15 protein-coding genes are annotated in these 17,405 nt (G+C 62.3%); 13 read left to right on the top strand and 2 right to left on the bottom strand.

Features of this window, described 5'->3' with window-relative positions; genetic code table 11:
* The first annotated feature begins 1 nt into the window (after position 1).
* The 12 genes from R2R70_RS16880 to ihfA all read left to right on the top strand — a co-directional run bounded on the left by R2R70_RS16880 (position 2) and on the right by ihfA (position 13,263).
* A complete protein-coding gene (locus tag R2R70_RS16880; protein ID WP_131432476.1) occupies positions 2-1,354 on the top strand; it encodes a UDP-glucose dehydrogenase family protein in 1,353 nt (450 codons plus the stop codon).
* Positions 1,351-2,484, top strand: a complete 1,134-nt coding sequence (locus R2R70_RS16875) for a glycosyltransferase family 4 protein (protein WP_410978567.1) — start codon at positions 1,351-1,353, stop codon at positions 2,482-2,484. The genes R2R70_RS16880 and R2R70_RS16875 overlap by 4 nt, the downstream gene beginning before the upstream one ends.
* A gap of 231 nt (positions 2,485-2,715) precedes the next feature.
* Positions 2,716-3,228 (top strand): DUF2489 domain-containing protein, encoded by a 513-nt coding sequence (locus R2R70_RS16870; protein ID WP_082388255.1) that lies wholly within the window; start codon positions 2,716-2,718, stop codon positions 3,226-3,228.
* 20 nt (positions 3,229-3,248) lie between these two features.
* The gene (locus R2R70_RS16865) at positions 3,249-4,403 is read left to right on the top strand and encodes an amidohydrolase (protein ID WP_410978566.1); all 1,155 of its coding nucleotides are present in this window, start codon (positions 3,249-3,251) and stop codon (positions 4,401-4,403) included.
* A gap of 277 nt (positions 4,404-4,680) precedes the next feature.
* Positions 4,681-5,556, top strand: a complete 876-nt coding sequence (locus R2R70_RS16860; protein WP_043335655.1) for an OmpA family protein — start codon at positions 4,681-4,683, stop codon at positions 5,554-5,556.
* A gap of 338 nt (positions 5,557-5,894) precedes the next feature.
* Positions 5,895-7,793: a threonine--tRNA ligase gene (gene thrS, locus R2R70_RS16855; RefSeq protein WP_043335653.1), complete on the top strand. Its 1,899-nt coding sequence runs from the start codon at positions 5,895-5,897 to the stop codon at positions 7,791-7,793.
* A 34-nt stretch (positions 7,794-7,827) separates the two neighbouring features.
* Positions 7,828-8,367: a translation initiation factor IF-3 gene (gene infC / locus R2R70_RS16850; RefSeq protein ID WP_082388253.1), complete on the top strand. Its 540-nt coding sequence runs from the start codon at positions 7,828-7,830 to the stop codon at positions 8,365-8,367.
* A gap of 100 nt (positions 8,368-8,467) precedes the next feature.
* Positions 8,468-8,662 carry a 50S ribosomal protein L35 gene (rpmI, locus tag R2R70_RS16845; protein ID WP_043335648.1) on the top strand — a complete coding sequence of 65 codons (195 nt, stop codon included), beginning with the start codon at positions 8,468-8,470 and terminating at the stop codon, positions 8,660-8,662.
* A 45-nt stretch (positions 8,663-8,707) separates the two neighbouring features.
* Positions 8,708-9,061, top strand: coding sequence for a 50S ribosomal protein L20 (rplT, locus tag R2R70_RS16840; RefSeq protein ID WP_043335644.1), 354 nt, complete (start codon positions 8,708-8,710; stop codon positions 9,059-9,061).
* Positions 9,062-9,419: 358 nt separating this feature from the next.
* Positions 9,420-10,439, top strand: a complete 1,020-nt coding sequence (pheS, locus tag R2R70_RS16835; RefSeq protein ID WP_043335643.1) for a phenylalanine--tRNA ligase subunit alpha — start codon at positions 9,420-9,422, stop codon at positions 10,437-10,439.
* A 56-nt stretch (positions 10,440-10,495) separates the two neighbouring features.
* Positions 10,496-12,880 (top strand): phenylalanine--tRNA ligase subunit beta, encoded by a 2,385-nt coding sequence (pheT, locus tag R2R70_RS16830; protein ID WP_410978565.1) that lies wholly within the window; start codon positions 10,496-10,498, stop codon positions 12,878-12,880.
* A 26-nt stretch (positions 12,881-12,906) separates the two neighbouring features.
* On the top strand, positions 12,907-13,263 hold the full coding sequence (gene ihfA, locus R2R70_RS16825) for an integration host factor subunit alpha (protein WP_107336300.1): 357 nt from the start codon (positions 12,907-12,909) through the stop codon (positions 13,261-13,263).
* A 125-nt stretch (positions 13,264-13,388) separates the two neighbouring features.
* Here the strand turns inward: ihfA and R2R70_RS16820 are convergent, their stop codons facing one another.
* Positions 13,389-14,783 (bottom strand): potassium transporter TrkG, encoded by a 1,395-nt coding sequence (locus R2R70_RS16820; RefSeq protein ID WP_410978564.1) that lies wholly within the window; start codon positions 14,781-14,783, stop codon positions 13,389-13,391.
* Positions 14,780-15,433, bottom strand: coding sequence for a potassium channel family protein (locus tag R2R70_RS16815; RefSeq protein ID WP_043335637.1), 654 nt, complete (start codon positions 15,431-15,433; stop codon positions 14,780-14,782). Before R2R70_RS16815 ends, R2R70_RS16820 begins: the two co-directional genes overlap by 4 nt.
* Before the next feature lie 418 nt (positions 15,434-15,851).
* Here R2R70_RS16815 and R2R70_RS16810 point away from each other — a divergent pair, with 418 nt between their 5' ends.
* Complete coding sequence (locus R2R70_RS16810; RefSeq protein WP_410978563.1) at positions 15,852-17,315, top strand: sodium-dependent transporter; 1,464 nt, start codon at positions 15,852-15,854, stop codon at positions 17,313-17,315.
* Positions 17,316-17,405 lie beyond the last annotated feature (90 nt).

The raw sequence follows: 17,405 nt of genomic DNA, 5'->3' as shown, positions 1-17,405 counted from the left end.
CATGAAAATCACTGTCTTCGGAACAGGCTACGTAGGCCTGGTGACTGGCACCTGTCTGGCCGATGTCGGCCATGACGTGATCTGCATGGACGTTGATGCGGCCAAGATCGGTGGCCTCAAGCAAGGCGAGATCCCCATCTTCGAGCCGGGGCTGGAGAGCATGGTGCTGCGCAATGTCGAGGCCGGCCGTCTCAACTTCACCACTGACGCCCGTCAGGCCGTCGAGCACGGCGTGCTGCAGTTCATCGCCGTGGGCACACCGCCGGACGAGGACGGCAGCGCCGACCTCAAGTACGTGCTTGCGGTGGCCGGCACCATCGGCGAGCACATGAATGACTACAAGGTCATCATCGACAAGTCCACCGTGCCGGTGGGCACGGCGGATCGTGTCACGGCGCGAGTCGCCGAAGTGCTTGCCGAGCGCGGCGAAAGTGTCGACTTCGATGTCTGTTCCAACCCGGAATTTCTCAAGGAAGGCGCGGCGCTGGAGGACTTCACGCGTGGCGCGCGCATCGTGGTCGGCACCGATTCCGAGAAGGTGCGTGAGCGCATGCGCGAATGCTACGCGCCCTACAACCGCAACCATGAAAAGCTGATGTTCATGGATGTGCGCGCCGCCGAGCTGACCAAGTACGCCGCCAACGCCATGCTGGCGACCAAGATCAGCTTCATGAACGAGATTTCCAACCTGGCCGAGCGCCTGGGTGCGGACATCGAGGAAGTGCGTCGCGGCATCGGCAGTGACCCGCGTATCGGCTACCACTTCATCTATCCGGGCTGTGGCTATGGCGGTTCCTGCTTCCCGAAGGACGTCCAGGCATTGGCGCGTACTGCGAGTCAGGTCGGCTATGACGCCGAGCTGCTCACCGCGGTCGAGTCCGTCAACAAGCGCCAGAAGGTCACGCTGTTCGACAAGCTGTCGCGGGCCTTCGATGGCGACCTCAAGGGCAAGACCATCGCTGTCTGGGGTCTGGCCTTCAAGCCCAACACCGATGACATGCGCGATGCGCCGAGCCGCACGCTGATGGAAGCGCTGTGGGCCGCTGGCGCGACCGTGCAGGCCTATGACCCGGAAGCGATGAAGGAATGCCGCCGCATCTACGGCGAGCGCGATGAGCTGGTACTGGTCGCGGACCGTCAGCAGGCGGTCAAGGGCGCCGATGCACTGGTGGTATGCACCGAGTGGAAGGAATTCCGCACCCTGGATGGCGAGTGGCTCAAGGCGCAGCTCGGCTTCCCTGTGGTGGTCGATGGCCGCAACCTGTTCGAGCCTGCCGCCATGAAGGCCGCCGGCCTGATGTACTACGCGGTCGGTCGCGGTGACTCCATGCGCCGCGTGCAGGAGGCGTCGTGAGCACTGGCGCAGGCAAGCTGGCCGCGATCGCCATTCGTCAGGTCGAGAAGAATACCGGTGCCAGCCGCAATGCCTTCGAGCAGGCGGATGCGTTGCGCGCGCTGGGCTATCGCGTGGTGATTCTCGCCGAGCGCGGCAAGCCTGAGCTGGCTCGCTCACACGGCGCGGAACTGGTGCGCCTGTGGCGGTGGCCCTTCAAGGGGGCGTATCGACGTTTCTGGTTCAATCGCCGTGTTCAGGCCTGGGCCAGCCGTCATGCGCCCGACCTGCTGATCAGTCATGGTGACTGCGAAAGCCCGGATACCGTCTATCTGCACAATTGCGTGCACCTTGCCTCGCAGTGCATCCATGGCCGTGAGCTGCCTCGCGACCACGAAGTGGCGGCGATTCATGATCACGTGCTCAAGGGTGGCAAGTTCCGTCAGGTCGCGGTCAATTCGCGCATGATGGGAGAGGATCTGATGGCGCGCTACGGTATCGCGCCTGAGCGGATCGAGATCAGCTACCCGGGCTATGACCCGGAGCAATTCACGGTCGAGCGTGCGCGCGCAGGGCGCACCGCCCAGCGTGAGGCATTGGGCGTGGCCGAGGATGAGCTGCTGGTCGGTCTGGTGTCATCCGGCAACTTCACCAAGCGCAACGTGGCCGGGTTCGTGGCGATGGCGGCGCTGATGGAGCAGACCTCACCGGGCCGCTATCGCTTCCTGGTGGTAGGCAAGGATGATGCCGCGCCTTACCAGCAGCAGGCCAGGGAGGCGGGCATCGCCGAGCGCATGATCTGGCGCTCGACCATTCCCGAGGTCGAGACGCTCTATGGTGCGCTGGACCTGTTCGTGATGCCGGCCCATATCGAGGAGTTCGGGCGTGTCGCGCTGGAGGCGATGGCCTGTGGTGCGCCGGTGCTGCTCAATGCGCGGGTCGGCTCGGCCGAGTTGCTCGATGACTACCCTGAACTGGTCATGGCGGCAGAGTCCACGCCACAGCAGTGGGCCGAGCGTAGCACCCATCTGCTCGAGAGCGATACGCAGGCGCTGAGCGCTGCGCTGGCCAGCCTGGCATGCAATTACTCGCATCAGGCGCAGAATCTCAAGCTCAAGGCCAGCTTCGAGGCCTTGATGGCGGGGCGGTGAAGGTCCGCGCTGACAGATTGACCGCTCGCGTGCCGGACGAAGCATGAGTGCGACAGAGAAAAGCGTGCAAGAGTGAATGACACGACTGGCCCCGTATCCCTGATGCGGGGCCTTTTGTTGACGCAAGGCGTGGGTGAGGGTGGGCTACGTGGTCATCGGTCGCAGTGCCCCGCCTTGGGTGTCGCGTGTGCAGTCCCTATACTCATGGCTTGTTTACCGCAGGAGAAAGGCATGTCCCTGACTATCAGCATCATTCTGGCCGTCATCGCGATCATCATCATCGCGGGATTGGCGTTCTATGCCCTCAAGCTGCGCCGCGAGGTCAAGGTGCGTGAGGCGCGTCGTGAGCAAGAGCTCATCCAGGCGCGCGCCAACTGTCTGGAAAGCCTCGAAGCCATCGCACGCGCCATGCAGGCCGGGCAGGTCGACATGGTGGAAGGCGGTCTGCGCTGCAAGGTGTTGATCGAGATTCTCGATACCAGTCTGGCCGAAGATGACGTGCTCTCGGTCTTCGGTGTCCTGCATGGGCGGGTATCACACCTGCACACCCATTCGGCGCGCAAGGAGCTGTCGCCGCGTGAACGCCTTGCCGAAGACAAGGAGCGCATCGCCGTCGAGGAAGCGCTGGCGGAGCCGCTGCAGCTGGCGGCGAGTCGCGTGCTGAGCAACATGGAGTTCTGGCATCAGCATTACCTGGGGCGCAAGCGTCCCGCTTCGCCAGCAGATCTGGGGCAGGCAGTCTGATGAGTCTTCAAGAGGCAGGCATGAACACGACACTTTCCTTGCTGGGCACGCCGCTGGCCGAGCTGCGTCACGCCCTGCACCGCTCACCGGAACTCTCCGGACAGGAAGCCGCCACGGCGGCCTGCATCGCATGCTGGATGCAGGAGGCCGGCGCCGAGGTGGTCAGCGGGCTGGGCGGGCATGGTCTGGCCGCCATCTTCCGCGGCGCCGAGCCAGGCCCGCGCGTCATGCTGCGCTGTGAGCTGGATGCGCTGCCCATCGATGAGGCGCCACGCGGCGACTGGTCCTCCTGTCACCCGCATGTCGGGCACCTGTGTGGCCATGACGGCCACATGAGCTGGATGCTGGGCGTGGCGCAGCGCCTGGCGGCGTCTCCGGTCGCCAGGGGCGAGGTGGTGTTGCTGTTCCAGCCCGCCGAGGAAACCGGCGAAGGGGCGCGCGCCGTCGTGCGCAGCAAGGCCTTTGCCGCGCTCAAGCCGGACTATCTCTATTCGTGCCACAACCTGCCGGGGCGCCCCCTCGGGGAAGTCAGCGTGCGCGACCATGCCTTCACCTGTGCCTCACGCGGCATGATCGTGCGGCTTTCCGGGCTCTGTGCACATGCGGCCCACCCGGAAAATGGTCGCAGCCCGGCGATGGCCATGTGTCGCATCATGCAAGGCCTGTCGCGTCTGCCGTTGCAATTTGCCGATGAGACCGGACTTGCGATGGTGACCCTGATTCATGCGCGCCTGGGCGAGGTCGCGTTCGGCACCTCACCGGGCGACGCCGAGGTGATGGTCACCCTGCGCACCGAGAGTGATGACATGATGAAGGCGCTGGCCGAAGCGGCGGTCTCACTGGCACGCAGCGAGGCGGAAGAAGACCGTCTGGGCATCGACGTGGACTGGTGTGACACCTTCGATGCGACCTGGAATTCGCCTGAGGCGAACGACATGATTCGCCGCGTGGCGCGACAGCAAGCGCTTGATTGCGTGGAACTTCCTCAGGCGCATCGCTGGTCCGAGGACTTTGGCGTGCTGGCACGTGACTGCCATGCCGCCATGTTCACATTTGGCGCAGGTGAGGAAATGCCGGGGCTTCACCACCCCGATTACGATTTTCCTGATACGCTGTTGGCGCCCGGCGTCGAGATTTTCGAGGGGCTGGTGCGCCAGCACCTTGGAAGAGAGTAAAACAGGGGTTTTACAGCGTCGCCATTCTGATACAGTTAGTGTCAAAGTTTTTCGACGTTGCAAAAAACACTGTTTTCCTTCACCGTATGCCTGAGGATCGGTACCGTTTTCAAGGGAAACAGACCCGATCAGAGCTGGAAGGACGCACCTGCATGTGCTTTCTTCTTAAAGGAAGATTTGAATAAAATTCCTTTCATCGTAACGAGTTCGGCTCTTATACTGAGTCGATACGTAACACCCTCGTTACATATTGCGCTGTGTTAAGAAGGAGTCTTACATGAAAAGATCTACGACTGGCCTGGTTCTGGGTTCTGCATTGGTTGTTGGCCTGTCTGGCTGCGCAAGCTCTGCTTCCCAGTCTTCATCTGCTGAGAAGCCCTGGTACAGCCAGCCGTTCGTCTGCGGTCTGGCCGGTGGCCTGATCGGTGGCGGGATTGGTTACGGCGTCTCTGGCGACAGCGACGAAGATACCGGCGCTTCTCTGGGTGCTGTCGGCGGCGCGACTGCCGGTGCACTGCTGTGTGCTGACGATGCTCCGAAGTCCATGGATGACGATGGCGACGGCGTGCCGAACGACCGTGACGAATGCCCGGGGACTCCGGCAGGCGTCGCTGTTGATGCGAAAGGCTGCCCGCTGGACACCGACGGTGACGGCGTTGCTGACTACAAGGACCAGTGCCCGGGTACTCCGGCCGGCGTCACTGTTGACGCGAAAGGCTGCCCGCTCGATTCCGACGGTGACGGCGTGCCGGACTACCAGGATCAGTGCCCGAACACCCCGGCCGGTGCCAAGGTCAATGCCCTGGGCTGTGTCGCTGACCTCGTCCTGCGTGACGTGAACTTCGAGTTCGACTCCGCCAAGCTGACTGCCAACGCCGAGAAAGTGCTGAACGGTGTGGCGGCCAAGCTGGTCTCCAACGAGAACGTCCGCGTTCGCGTCGAAGGTCACACTGACTCCGTGGGTTCTGACTCCTACAACAAGCAGCTGTCCCAGAAGCGTGCTGACTCCGTGAAGGCCTACCTGGCTTCCGAAGGTGTTGGCGCCAACCGTATCCAGACTGTGGGTTACGGTGAAGAGCAGCCGGTCGCCAGCAACGATACCGCTGCAGGCCGTGCCGAAAACCGTCGTGTCGAGCTTGCTGAAGTCAAGTAAGCCGAACGCGGTAAGCTGAATCAGACGGGGCGCCTCAGGGCGCCCCGTCTGCGTTCGTGTCGTGCATGGCCTTCAGTGGCTCAAGCGTATCTTTACGACTTTTGAACGGGCTGCTAAGGTCTTGCCTCGTTCATGTTCCCGCGTTATGTGTCCACGCCCTGACTGGTCGCTCGATCAGCATGGGGCAGTGGGCGGCGCCCCAGGCATTGTAGGCCGGGGTCAGTAGCGTGAGGGGCGTGATCGTCATTGCCCCCATTTCGAGCCGACGCCCCGCGTTCGGCCAAATTCGCTTCACGTGACCCTTGGTAAGGGCCACCACTGAACGCAAGGAATTCTTCATGCCTATCGTTACTCTGCCTGACGGCAGCCAGCGTACCTTCGATACTCCGATTTCCGTGATGCAGCTGGCCGAGTCCATCGGCCCCGGTCTTGCCAAGGCCTGCGTGGCTGGCAAGATCAATGGCGTCGAGGTCGATGCCGCTGACATGATCACCGAAGACGCCAACGTCGCCATTCTCACGGCGCGTGATGCGGAAGGCCTGGACGTGATTCGTCACTCCTGCGCACACCTGATCGGTCATGCCGTCAAGCAGCTCTACCCGGAGGCCAAGATGGCCATCGGCCCGGTCATCGATGACGGTTTCTATTACGACATCGACTTTGGCCGCTCGGTCACCCCGGAAGATCTCGAGACCATCGAGAAGCGCATGAAGCAGCTGATCGACAGCGAGTACGATGTGGTGCGTGAGTATGTCTCGCGTGACCAGGCCATGGCCGCTTTCGAGAAGCGCGATGAGCCGTACAAGCAGGAGATCATCGAGGGCATCGGCGAAGGCGACACCATCCGCCTTTACCACCACGAAGAATACACCGACATGTGCCGCGGTCCGCACGTGCCGAATACCCGTCACCTCAAGCACTTCCAGCTGCTCAAGCTGGCCGGTGCCTACTGGCGTGGTGATTCCACCAAGCCGATGCTGACCCGCATCTATGGCACCGCCTGGCCGGACAAGAAGCAGCTCAAGGCCTACCTCAAGCGTCTCGAGGAAGCTGAGAAGCGCGATCACCGCAAGCTGGCCAAGAAGCTGGACCTCTTCCATATGCAGGAAGAAGCGCCGGGCATGGTGTTCTGGCACCCGAATGGCTGGACCATGTATCAGGTGCTCGAGCAGTACATGCGTCGTATCCAGCGTGCCAATGGCTACCAGGAGATCAAGACGCCGCAGGTGGTCGATCTTTCGCTGTGGAAGAAGTCCGGGCACTGGGGGCATTACAACGAGCTGATGTTCACCACCGAGTCCGAGAAGCGTGAGTACGCGGTCAAGCCGATGAACTGCCCGTGTCACGTCCAGGTCTTCAATCAGGGCCTGAAGAGCTACCGTGACCTGCCGCTGCGTCTGGCCGAGTTCGGCTCATGCCACCGCAACGAGCCGTCCGGCTCTCTGCATGGTCTGATGCGTGTGCGTGGCTTCACCCAGGATGACGCCCACATCTTCTGTACCGAGAATCAGGTCGAGTCCGAGGCCGAGGACTTCATCCGTCTGACACTGGAAGTCTACCGTCAGTTCGGCTTCGAAGACGTCGAACTGAAGCTCTCCACCCGTCCGGAATCCTTCATCGGTGAGCCGGAAGCGTGGGACAAGGCCGAAGCCGGCCTGCAGGCAGCACTGGATGCGACTGGCCTGCCGTGGGAGCTGCAGCCGGGTGAGGGTGCCTTCTATGGACCAAAGATTGAATTCTCTCTGCGAGATTGTCTGAATCGTGTCTGGCAGTGTGGTACTCTACAGCTCGACTTCAATCTGCCTGAGCGTCTCAGTGCCCAGTTTGTCGATGAAAGTGGAGAGCGTCGCATGCCGGTCATGTTGCACCGCGCGATTCTCGGCTCCTTCGAGCGCTTCCTCGGCATCCTGATCGAGCACCACGCAGGCGCGATGCCATTCTGGCTCGCCCCGGAGCAGGTTGTCGTAATGAATATCACGGATTCCCAGGCAGAATATGCCAAGGATCTGGTCTCCCGCCTCGAGAAACATGACATCCGTGTCAAAGCAGACTTGAGGAACGAGAAGATCGGCTTTAAAATCCGTGAGCATACTCTGCAGAAGGTTCCTTACCTCATCGTCGTTGGCGACAAGGAAGTGGAAGCTGATGCAGTAGCTGTCAGAACCCGTTCCGGTGAAGACCTCGGCACCATGAAAGTTTCAGAATTCATGGAACGCCTGAAGGAAGAACAGGTCTGACAGTAACGAATTTCAGCCAAACGGAGACGCAACGATCAAGCGGAATAATCAGCGCGGACGCCCCCAGGAAAAGCGGGCTCCCATCAATGACCGTATTCGTGCGGACGAAGTCCGCCTCATCGACGCAGATGGCGAGCAGGTTGGCGTAGTGTCAACCAAAGATGCGCTTGTCAAGGCCGAAGAGGCAGGGCTCGACCTCGTCCAGATTTCCAATGCCGACCCCATCGTCTGCAAGATCATGGATTACGGCAAGTTTCTTTTCGACGAGAAGAAACAGAAGAATCTGCAGAAGAAGAAGCAGAAACAGATCCAGGTCAAGGAAGTCAAATTCCGTCCTGGTACCGATGAAGGCGATTATCAGGTCAAGCTACGCAACCTGACTCGCTTCATCGAAGGCGGAGACAAGGGTAAGGTAACCTTGCGCTTCCGTGGTCGCGAAATGGCGCACCAGGACATCGGCCGCAAGCTGATGGAACGGATCGCCGGCGATCTCTCGGAGCTCGTGACCGTCGAGTCCTTCCCGAAAATGGAAGGCCGTCAGATGATCATGATTCTCGCGCCGAAAAAGAAGTGATCCATAGGCAGTAAAACGGACACATCAGGGTCACGCCTGCGGGCGTGGCTCTTTTTGTCGGCCCTGGATTTTCTCAAGAAACCGAGCGGAGTTAATACTCATGCCGAAGATCAAGACTAACCGCGGCGCTGCCAAGCGCTTCAAGAAGACTGCCAACGGCTTCAAGCACAAGCAGTCCTTCCGTAGCCACATCCTGACCAAGAAGTCGACCAAGCGTAAGCGTCAGCTGCGTGGCATGAAGCAGGTTCACGCTGCAGACAAGGCGCTGATCCAGCGCATGCTGCCGAACCTGTAAGCCGTCCTTACCTCGGTCCAACTTTCTTAATATCAGGAGTACGCTATGTCCCGCGTCAAGCGTGGCGTCGTCGCACGTCGCCGTCACAAGAAGATCATGAAGCAGGCCAAGGGTTACTACGGAGCGCGTTCACGCGTCTTCCGCGTAGCCAAGCAGGCTGTCATCAAGGCCGGCCAGTACGCTTACCGTGACCGTCGTGTCCGCAAGCGTCAGTTCCGTGCCCTGTGGATCGCGCGTATCAACGCTGCGGCCCGCATCAATGGCATGTCCTACAGCCGCTTCATCGCTGGCCTGAAGAAGGCCAATATCGAGATCGACCGCAAGGTCCTCGCCGATATCGCGGTTCACGAAAAAGCTGCCTTTGCTGCCATCGTCGAGAAGGCCAAGGCTGCTCAGTAAGTGACCGGATCAGATGTCGCCCAGACCCGGCGAGCCGCTCAGGTGGCGAATCGGGCCGTGACTGTCGAATGCTTGCATTGGACAACTCAGGCGGTATCGAGATGACGTGTTACGTCACAGGGGAAGAGCAGCCGCTCTTCCCCTGTTTTTGTTTGGCCTGCCGTCAGAGAGCCGGCGGTGGGTCGACAGCGACATGAACGGGATTGGCCGCGTTGTGGGCCGGTCTCTGGCAAGGGTGCGATCGTCTGTGTGACTCACCGCAGGCGGAGCGCTCTCCCTGCCGACCTTCGGGTCGGCGCGACTTCCATTGGTGGCGGACATTGCCGCGCCAGTGACTCAAGCGATCGGAGCTGAACGGATGGAACATCTTTCCACCCTGGTGGACGAAGCACGCACCGCGATCCAGGCGGCCGAAGACGTCCAGACCCTCGACGAGGTACGGGTACGTTTTCTCGGCAAGAAGGGCGAGATCACCGCACTGCTCAAGGGCCTCGGCAAGCTGTCCCCCGAAGAGCGTCCCAAGGCCGGTGAGACCATCAACGAAGCCAAGCAGCTGCTGAGTGGCGAGTTGGATGCACGTCGCAATACGCTGGAAACGGCGGCGCTCAATGCGCGTCTTGCCGCCGAGCGCGTCGATGTGACCCTGCCGGGCCGTGGTGAGCCGGTAGGCGGCCTGCACCCGGTCACCCGTACGCTTGAGCGTATCGAAAGCTTCTTCTCGCACATCGGCTACGGTGTCGCAGAAGGGCCGGAAATCGAAGATGACCATCACAACTTCGAAGCGCTGAACATCCCGTCGCACCACCCGGCGCGCGCGATGCATGACACCTTCTATTTCGATGCCACGCGTCTTCTGCGCACTCACACCTCACCGGTGCAGGTACGCAGCATGAAGGCCAGTGAGCCGCCGCTGCGCATCGTCTGCCCGGGCCGCGTCTATCGCTGCGACTCCGATCTGACCCACACCCCGATGTTCCATCAGGTCGAGGGTCTGCTGGTCGATGAGAATGTCAGCTTCGCCGACCTCAAGGGCACCGTCGAAGAGTTCCTGCATGCCTTCTTCGAGCGTGATGACCTGGAAGTGCGCTTCCGTCCGTCCTATTTCCCGTTCACTGAACCGTCCGCTGAAGTCGATATCCAGTGCGTGATGTGTGCCGGTGACGGCTGTCGTGTCTGCTCCCACACCGGCTGGCTCGAGGTGATGGGTTGCGGCATGGTGCATCCGGAAGTCTTCCGTCACTCCGGTATCGATAGCGAGCGCTTCCGCGGCTTCGCCTTCGGCATGGGCGTGGAGCGTCTGGCGATGCTGCGTTACGGCGTCAACGACCTGCGGTTGTTCTTCGAGAATGACCTGCGTTTCCTTCGCCAGTTCAGCTAGGCACTCATTCACGTATCGCGCCTTGAGGGCGTGAACTTACGGAACAGGACAGCAAGATGAAATTTTCCGAACAGTGGCTGCGTGAGTGGGTGTCGCCGGAACTGAACACCCAGCAGCTTGCCGATCAGGTCACCATGGCCGGTCTGGAAGTCGATGGTATCGAACCGGTCGCCGGTGAGTTCACTGGTGTGGTCGTGGCCGAGGTCAAGGACAAGCAACCGCACCCGGAGGCCGATCGCCTCAATGTCTGCCAGGTGGATGATGGCAGTGGTGCACTGGTGCAGGTCGTCTGTGGCGCGCCGAATGTCGCCGCTGGCCAGAAGGTGCTCTTCGCTCAGGTCGGCGCCAAGCTGCCGGGCGACTTCAAGATTCGCAAGGCCAAGCTGCGCGGTGTCGAATCCCGCGGCATGATCTGTGGCGCCTCCGAGCTGGGTCTGGAAGCCGAGGCCTCCGACGGCATCATGGTGCTGGCCGCGGATGCGCCGGTGGGCCGCGATGCCCGTGACTTCCTGAATCTTGACGACAACGCCATCGAGGTCGATCTGACCCCGAATCGCGGCGACTGCCTGAGCGTCAAGGGTCTGGCGCGTGAAGTCGGCGTGCTCAACCGTCTCGCCGTCACGGCGCCGAGCATCGAGCCGGTCGCCGCCCAGATCGACGATACCTTCCCGGTCACCGTCAGCGCTCCAGAGGCGTGCCCGCGTTATCTTGGGCGTGTCGTGCGTGACGTCAATGTCGCCGCGACCTCGCCGCTGTGGCTCGAGGAGCGTCTGCGTCGCAGTGGTATTCGCAGCATCGACCCCGTCGTCGACGTCACCAACTACGTGCTGCTCGAACTCGGCCAGCCGATGCACGCCTTCGATCTGGCACGCCTGAACGGTGGCATCGAGGTGCGCATGGCAGCCGCTGAAGAGCCGCTGACGCTGCTCGACGGTCAAGAAGTCGCGCTGCGTGACGACACCCTGGTCATCGCCGATGAGAAGGGTCCGCTGGCCATCGCTGGCGTGATGGGCGGCGAAGGCAGTGGCGTGAACGCCGAGACGCGCGACATCTTCTTCGAGTCGGCCTTCTTCGCGCCGTTGAGCGTCGCTGGCAAGGCGCGCAGCTACGGCCTGCACACCGACAGCTCACATCGTTTCGAGCGTGGTGTGGACGCGCAGCTGCAGCGTGATGCCATCGAGCGCGCGACAGCCCTGCTGCTCGAGATCACCGGCGGCAAGCCGGGCCCGATCATCGAGGTCGCAAGCGACGCAGCGCTGCCCAAGGCCGCCGTCGTCAGCCTGAGCGGCGCCAGTGTCGAGCGCACGCTGGGCATGGCGCTGCCGGATGACGAGATCGTCGAGATTCTCGAGCGTCTAGGCATGCAGGTCGCCGCGAATGGCGATAGCCAATGGCAGGTGACGGTGCCGAGCTGGCGTTTCGATGTCAGCATCGAGGCTGACCTGATCGAAGAGCTGGCACGCATCCACGGCTACAACAATCTGCCGGTCAGCCGTCCGAACGCGCGTCTGGCGCCGGCCGTGGCCAATGAGACCACCCAGCCGCTGACCAGCCTGCGTCGTCAGCTGGTGGCGCGGGGCTATCAGGAAGCGATCAGCTACAGCTTCGTCGCCCCTGAGCTGCAGAAGACGCTGGACCCGCAAGGGGTGGCGCCGGCACTGGCCAACCCGATTTCCAGCGACATGGCCGTGATGCGCAGCTCACTGCTGCCGGGGCTGGTCAAGGCGCTGAGCCACAACCTCAATCGTCAGCAGTCGCGCGTGCGCCTGTTCGAGACCGGGCTTGTGTTCCACGGTGAGCTGGACTCCCTCGAGCAGACGCCGATGATCGGTGGCCTGATCACCGGCGCCCGTCTGCCGGAAGGCTGGAATGGCGGTCGTGACAAGGTCGACTTCTTCGATCTCAAGGGCGATGTCGAGGCACTGCTGGCACTGGGCGGCAATCTGGATGCCTGGCGCTTCGAAGCCGCCGAGCATCCGGCACTGCACCCGGGCCAGTGCGCTCAGCTGTTCTTCAATGGCGAGCCGGCGGGCTGGATGGGTGCCCTGCACCCGGCGGCGCGCGCCGAGCTTGGCCTGAAGGTCGAGGTGTTCGTGTTCGAGATCACACTGGCCTCTGCCTGCGCGGGCCGTCTGCCGCGCTTCGCGCCGCTCTCCAGGTATCCGGAAGTGCGTCGCGACCTGGCCTTCGTGGTCGAAGAGGGCGTTCACGTGCAGTCGCTGCTCGACGCCATCCGCTCGCAAGCCGGTGAATGGCTGACGGACCTGCGCCTGTTTGACGTCTATCAGGGCCAGGGGGTAGCCGATGGTCACAAGTCGCTCGCCCTGGGCTTGACCTGGCAGCATCCTTCGCGCACGCTGAATGATGAGGAAATCAATCAGTTAGTCGATGCGATCGTCACCGATGGCCACACACGTTTCGGGGCGGCGCTGAGAGCATGAGTCGCCACTTGAACGAGGGAGCGGACATGGGAGCGTTGACCAAGGCGGAACTTGCCGAGCATCTGCACGCAGAACTCGGCATGTCCAAGCGCGAAGCCAAGTCGATGGTAGAGGTATTCTTCGACGAGATTCGCGGTTGCCTGCGGGAAAATGAACAGGTGAAGCTGTCCGGTTTCGGCAACTTCGATCTACGTGACAAGCGCGAGCGTCCGGGGCGCAATCCCAAGACAGGCGAGGAGATTCCGATCTCCGCGCGTCGCGTGGTGACATTCCGCCCAGGTCAGAAGCTCAAGGCCCGAGTGGATGAGTACGACGGCGAGACGCACGCACATCAGCGTCTTGAAGAGCATGATGACCACGATGATCATGATGATGATCACTGAGGTCATTGCCTGATCTCACCCGCCGCTCCCTGAGCGGGTGACCATGCTCACGAAAGCCCCGACGCCTTGCGTCGGGGCTTTCGTCGTTCTGAGGCATCGTTTCTTGTGTCATCAGGTGTGCGTCATCAGCCGATCGAGAGCTCGGTGCGCGCATAGCTGATGCCGGGGCGGCTGCGGGTCGCCAGCAGGTAGCCGAGGGCGAGTGGCCCGGTGCGGCCCAGCAGCATGGTCGCGATGATCAGCAATTGCCCGCCGGGCGAGAGCTCGGGCGTCAGGCCGTGGCTCAGGCCGACGGTGCCGAAGGCCGAGACGGTCTCGAAGGCCAGCGACAGAAAGGCGTGGTCCGGGTCGGTGATGGTCAGGCCGAACAGCATGCTGAAGATCAGCAACATCGCCGCCAGTGCCACGGCGATCGACTTGAAGACGGTGTCATCGCCGATGCGGCGGCCGTGCAGGGTAGGGGAGGGCTCGCTGCGCAGAAAGGCGCGCGTGGTCAGCAGCAGCACCACGAAGGTGGTCAACTTGATGCCGCTGGCCGTCGAGCCGCTGCCGCCGCCGATGAACATCAGCGCCATGGTCCACAGGGTCGAGGCTTGTGTCATCTCGGCGGAATCGATGACGCTGAACCCGGCGGTGCGCGGTGTGATGGCCATGAAGGCAGCGGCGAGCAGGCGTTCGCCATGACTGGCCATGGCGCCCAGCGTGCCGGGGTTGCGCCATTCAAGCGCCAGTATCACCACCAGACTCAGCAGGTTGAGCGCCACGGTGGCCTCGATCACCAGGCGTGTCTGCACCGAGAAGCGTGACGGCTGCAGCAATACGCGCCAGCCATGTCGGCGCCGCCGCTCGCGCAGCTCGCCGATGACGGCAAAGCCGATGCCGCCGGTCATGAACAGGATGCCGATCACGCCGCTGGTCAGGGGGTTGGCCGCCTCGCGCATCAGGCTGTCCGGCCACAGGGTGAAGCCGGCATTGTTGAAGGCCGAGACCGAGTGGAAAAGGCTCAGCCAGAGCCCCTCCTGCCAGCCGTACTCGGGCACCCAGTCCAACGCCAGCAAGGAGGCACCTGCCAGCTCGAGCGTCAGCGCAAAGGCGGTGATGATCTTGAGCAGGCGGCCTATCTCGCGTGAGCTGCTGCGATTGAGCGCCTCGCGCAGCAGGCTGGTCTGATGCATCGGCAGGCGCTGGCCCAGCATCACCAGCGACAGGGCGGCGATGGTCATGAAGCCGAGGCCACCGAGCTGGATCAGTATCACTACGACGGTCTGGCCCGCGAGGGTGAAGTCGCTGAGCGGAGTGACGGAGAGGCCGGTGACCGTGATGGCAGAGGTCGCGGTGAACAGCGCCGACAGCCAGCTCAGCCCTTGCTGGTGCATGCCGGGCAGTTTCAGCAGGCAGGCGCCCAGCATGCCGAGGCCCAGAAAGCCGCTCAGCAGAATCTCCGGCGGCGACAGATGGATGATGGGCCCGCGTGGGCTGCGGGTCAGGGGGCGGAGATAGCGCCGGTAGCGCTGCCTCATAGATGTGCTCCCAGCTTGCGCAGCGCGCTCAGCTCGCCGATCAGGACCAGATGGTCACCGGCGGCCAGACGCGTGCTGCCGGAGGGTTGGCGATCGAGTGTCTTGCCCTTGCGCAGCGCGATCACGCTGATGTCGTCATCGATGGGCAGCTGATCGAGCTGCTGGCAGTCATCGCCCAGTCGTGCACTGACCTCCAGCTCGACCACGAACTGGTGATCGCCGAGATGGATGAAGTCGACCATGGCATGGTAGGCGAGGCTTTCTGCCACACGCACGCCCAGGTCGTACTCCGGATGCACGATGTGATCGACACCCAGACGACTGAGCAGCTTGTGGTGTGCATCCGAGGTGGCCTTGACCCACAGCTCCCTGGCGCCGAGCTCCTTGGCCAGCAGCGCGCAGATCAGGCTCTGTTCCATCGAGTCGGCCAGATCGATCAAGACGGCGTCGTACTGCTCAAGCCCCAGCTCCTGCAGGGCATGTTCATCGGTGGGGTCCGCGATCACGGCTTGATTGAGCAGGTCTGCCACGGCATTGAGGCGCTTCTCATCGGCGTCCACGCCGAGCACTTCATGGTCATGGCGCCTGAGCTCCCGCGCGACGGTGCTGCCGAAATAGCCCAGTCCGATGACCGCGAATTGACGATGCATGACGACTCCTTGTCTGCGCTGCTGGGTGAGACCATACGCTTTTTGTCCAGAAGCTCTCTAGCCCAGCACTCTCTAGCCAGAGCGTTCTGGTCGGCGTCTCTTGAATGAGCCTACTCCAGTGATGCGGGGATGTCGGGTCCTTTTGCGGCGCGGTGCGTCTCAGGCGAGGTTGCTTGTCAGGCCTGAGTGGCAGGTATCGTTTCAAATGTTACCAATTTGAAGCATCTAATGTAGAGTGATTGCCGTCGTGTGGTGATGGCGTTTTCGCAGAGGAATTCTGAGGGAATCGTGGTGATTTTCGATGGGAATCGCGGACGAACCTGCTTCATATCAGTAAAATGGTCTGTGTGAGCACCCAAGACGGCCAGGCGTTGCGTCGATCACCACTGGCTCACAACAATAACTCGTAAGGTATTCCATGACGGCAAGACAGCAACCCAAGAATCTCTGGATCAGTCGCTGGGGCTTCATCCTTGCAGCTACCGGTTCCGCGGTAGGGCTGGGCAATATCTGGAAGTTTCCCTATATCACCGGTGAGTACGGCGGGGGCGCCTTCGTGCTGGTGTATCTGGCCTGCATCCTCGCCGTGGGCGTGCCCGTGATGATGGCGGAGATCGCCTTCGGGCGGCGCGGGCGCGGCAGCCCCATCGAGGCGATTGCCAATCTGGCGCGTGAAGCGGGGGCCAGTCCGTTATGGAAGGTCTTCGGCTGGATCGCGATGCTGGCCGGCTTCATGATCCTGTCGTTCTATGTCGTGGTGGCGGGGTGGTCGTTCAGTTACCTGTGGAAGATGGCCAGTGGCGCGCTGTCCGGACACAGCGTCGCGGAGCTGGGCGCCATCTTCGAGGCCGGCAACGCCAACCCATGGGCGCTGGGTGGCTGGGCCACGCTGGTGACGGTGGTGACGATGCTGATCGTCGGGCGCGGAGTGCAGGAAGGCGTCGAGAAGAGCGTGCGCTGGATGATGCCGGGCATGGTGATCATGCTGCTGATCATGATCGGCTATGCCCTGACCTCGGGCAACTTCTCGGCAGGCTTCCACTTCCTGTTCGATTTCGATGTCACGCGCTTGAGCAGCGAAGGGGTGCTGGCCGCGCTGGGGCATGCCTTCTTTACCCTGTCGCTGGCCTCCGGCGCCATCCTCACCTATGGCTCCTACCTGCCGTCGGGCACCTCCATCGCCCGCACCACCTTCACGGTGGCGATCGCCGATACCCTGGTGGCGCTGATGGCGGGTCTGGCGATCTTCCCGATCATCTTCGCCAATGGCATGGACCCGTCCTCCGGGCCGGGGCTGATCTTCATGAGTCTGCCGGTGGCCTTCAACCAGATGCCCTTCGGGCAGCTGTTCGGGGTGCTGTTCTTCGCCATGCTCTCGATCGCCGCCCTGACCTCCGCCATCTCGATGATCGAGGCGACCGTCGCCTGGCTGAGCGAGAGCCGCAACATGAGCCGCACCAGGGCCTCGTGGCTGGCTGGCAGCGTGCTGTGGCTGGTGGCGATGTTCGCGATGCTGTCGTTCAATCTCGGCGCGGACTGGACGCTGGCCGGCAAGCACTTCTTCGACTGGCTCGATTATCTGACCTCGCGCTGGATGATGCCGATCGGTGGCATCGCCATGGCGCTGCTGGCCGGGTTCGTCTTCAAAAGCAGCATGCTGCGCGATGAGCTGAATCTGAGCGATGCCGGCTATCGTCTGTGGCTGTTCATGATTCGCTATGTCAGTCCGGTCTGCATCCTGGCGATCTTCGTCGACGCCCTGGGTGTCGCAGAGCTGTCATTCGGCGACTGGCCGTATTTCGTGGCTGTCATCCTGGCAGCCTGTCTCGTGGGTGAGCTGCTCTCGCCGCGCCTGCGCGAGCGTGCCGCCGAGCAGGGCTGATATGCTCGCTAGCGTCAGTTCGATAGCGCCAGCTCGGTAGTCATCAAAGCGGCATGAAAAAGCCCCCTGCAGCGTGCTGCAGGGGGCTTT

It is taken from the genome of Cobetia sp. SIMBA_158 (assembly GCF_046566945.1).
Taxonomy (GTDB): Bacteria; Pseudomonadota; Gammaproteobacteria; order Pseudomonadales; family Halomonadaceae; genus Cobetia; species Cobetia amphilecti.
Note: the sequence above shows the minus strand (reverse complement) of the source record. Positions and strands in the feature narration are given on the sequence as shown.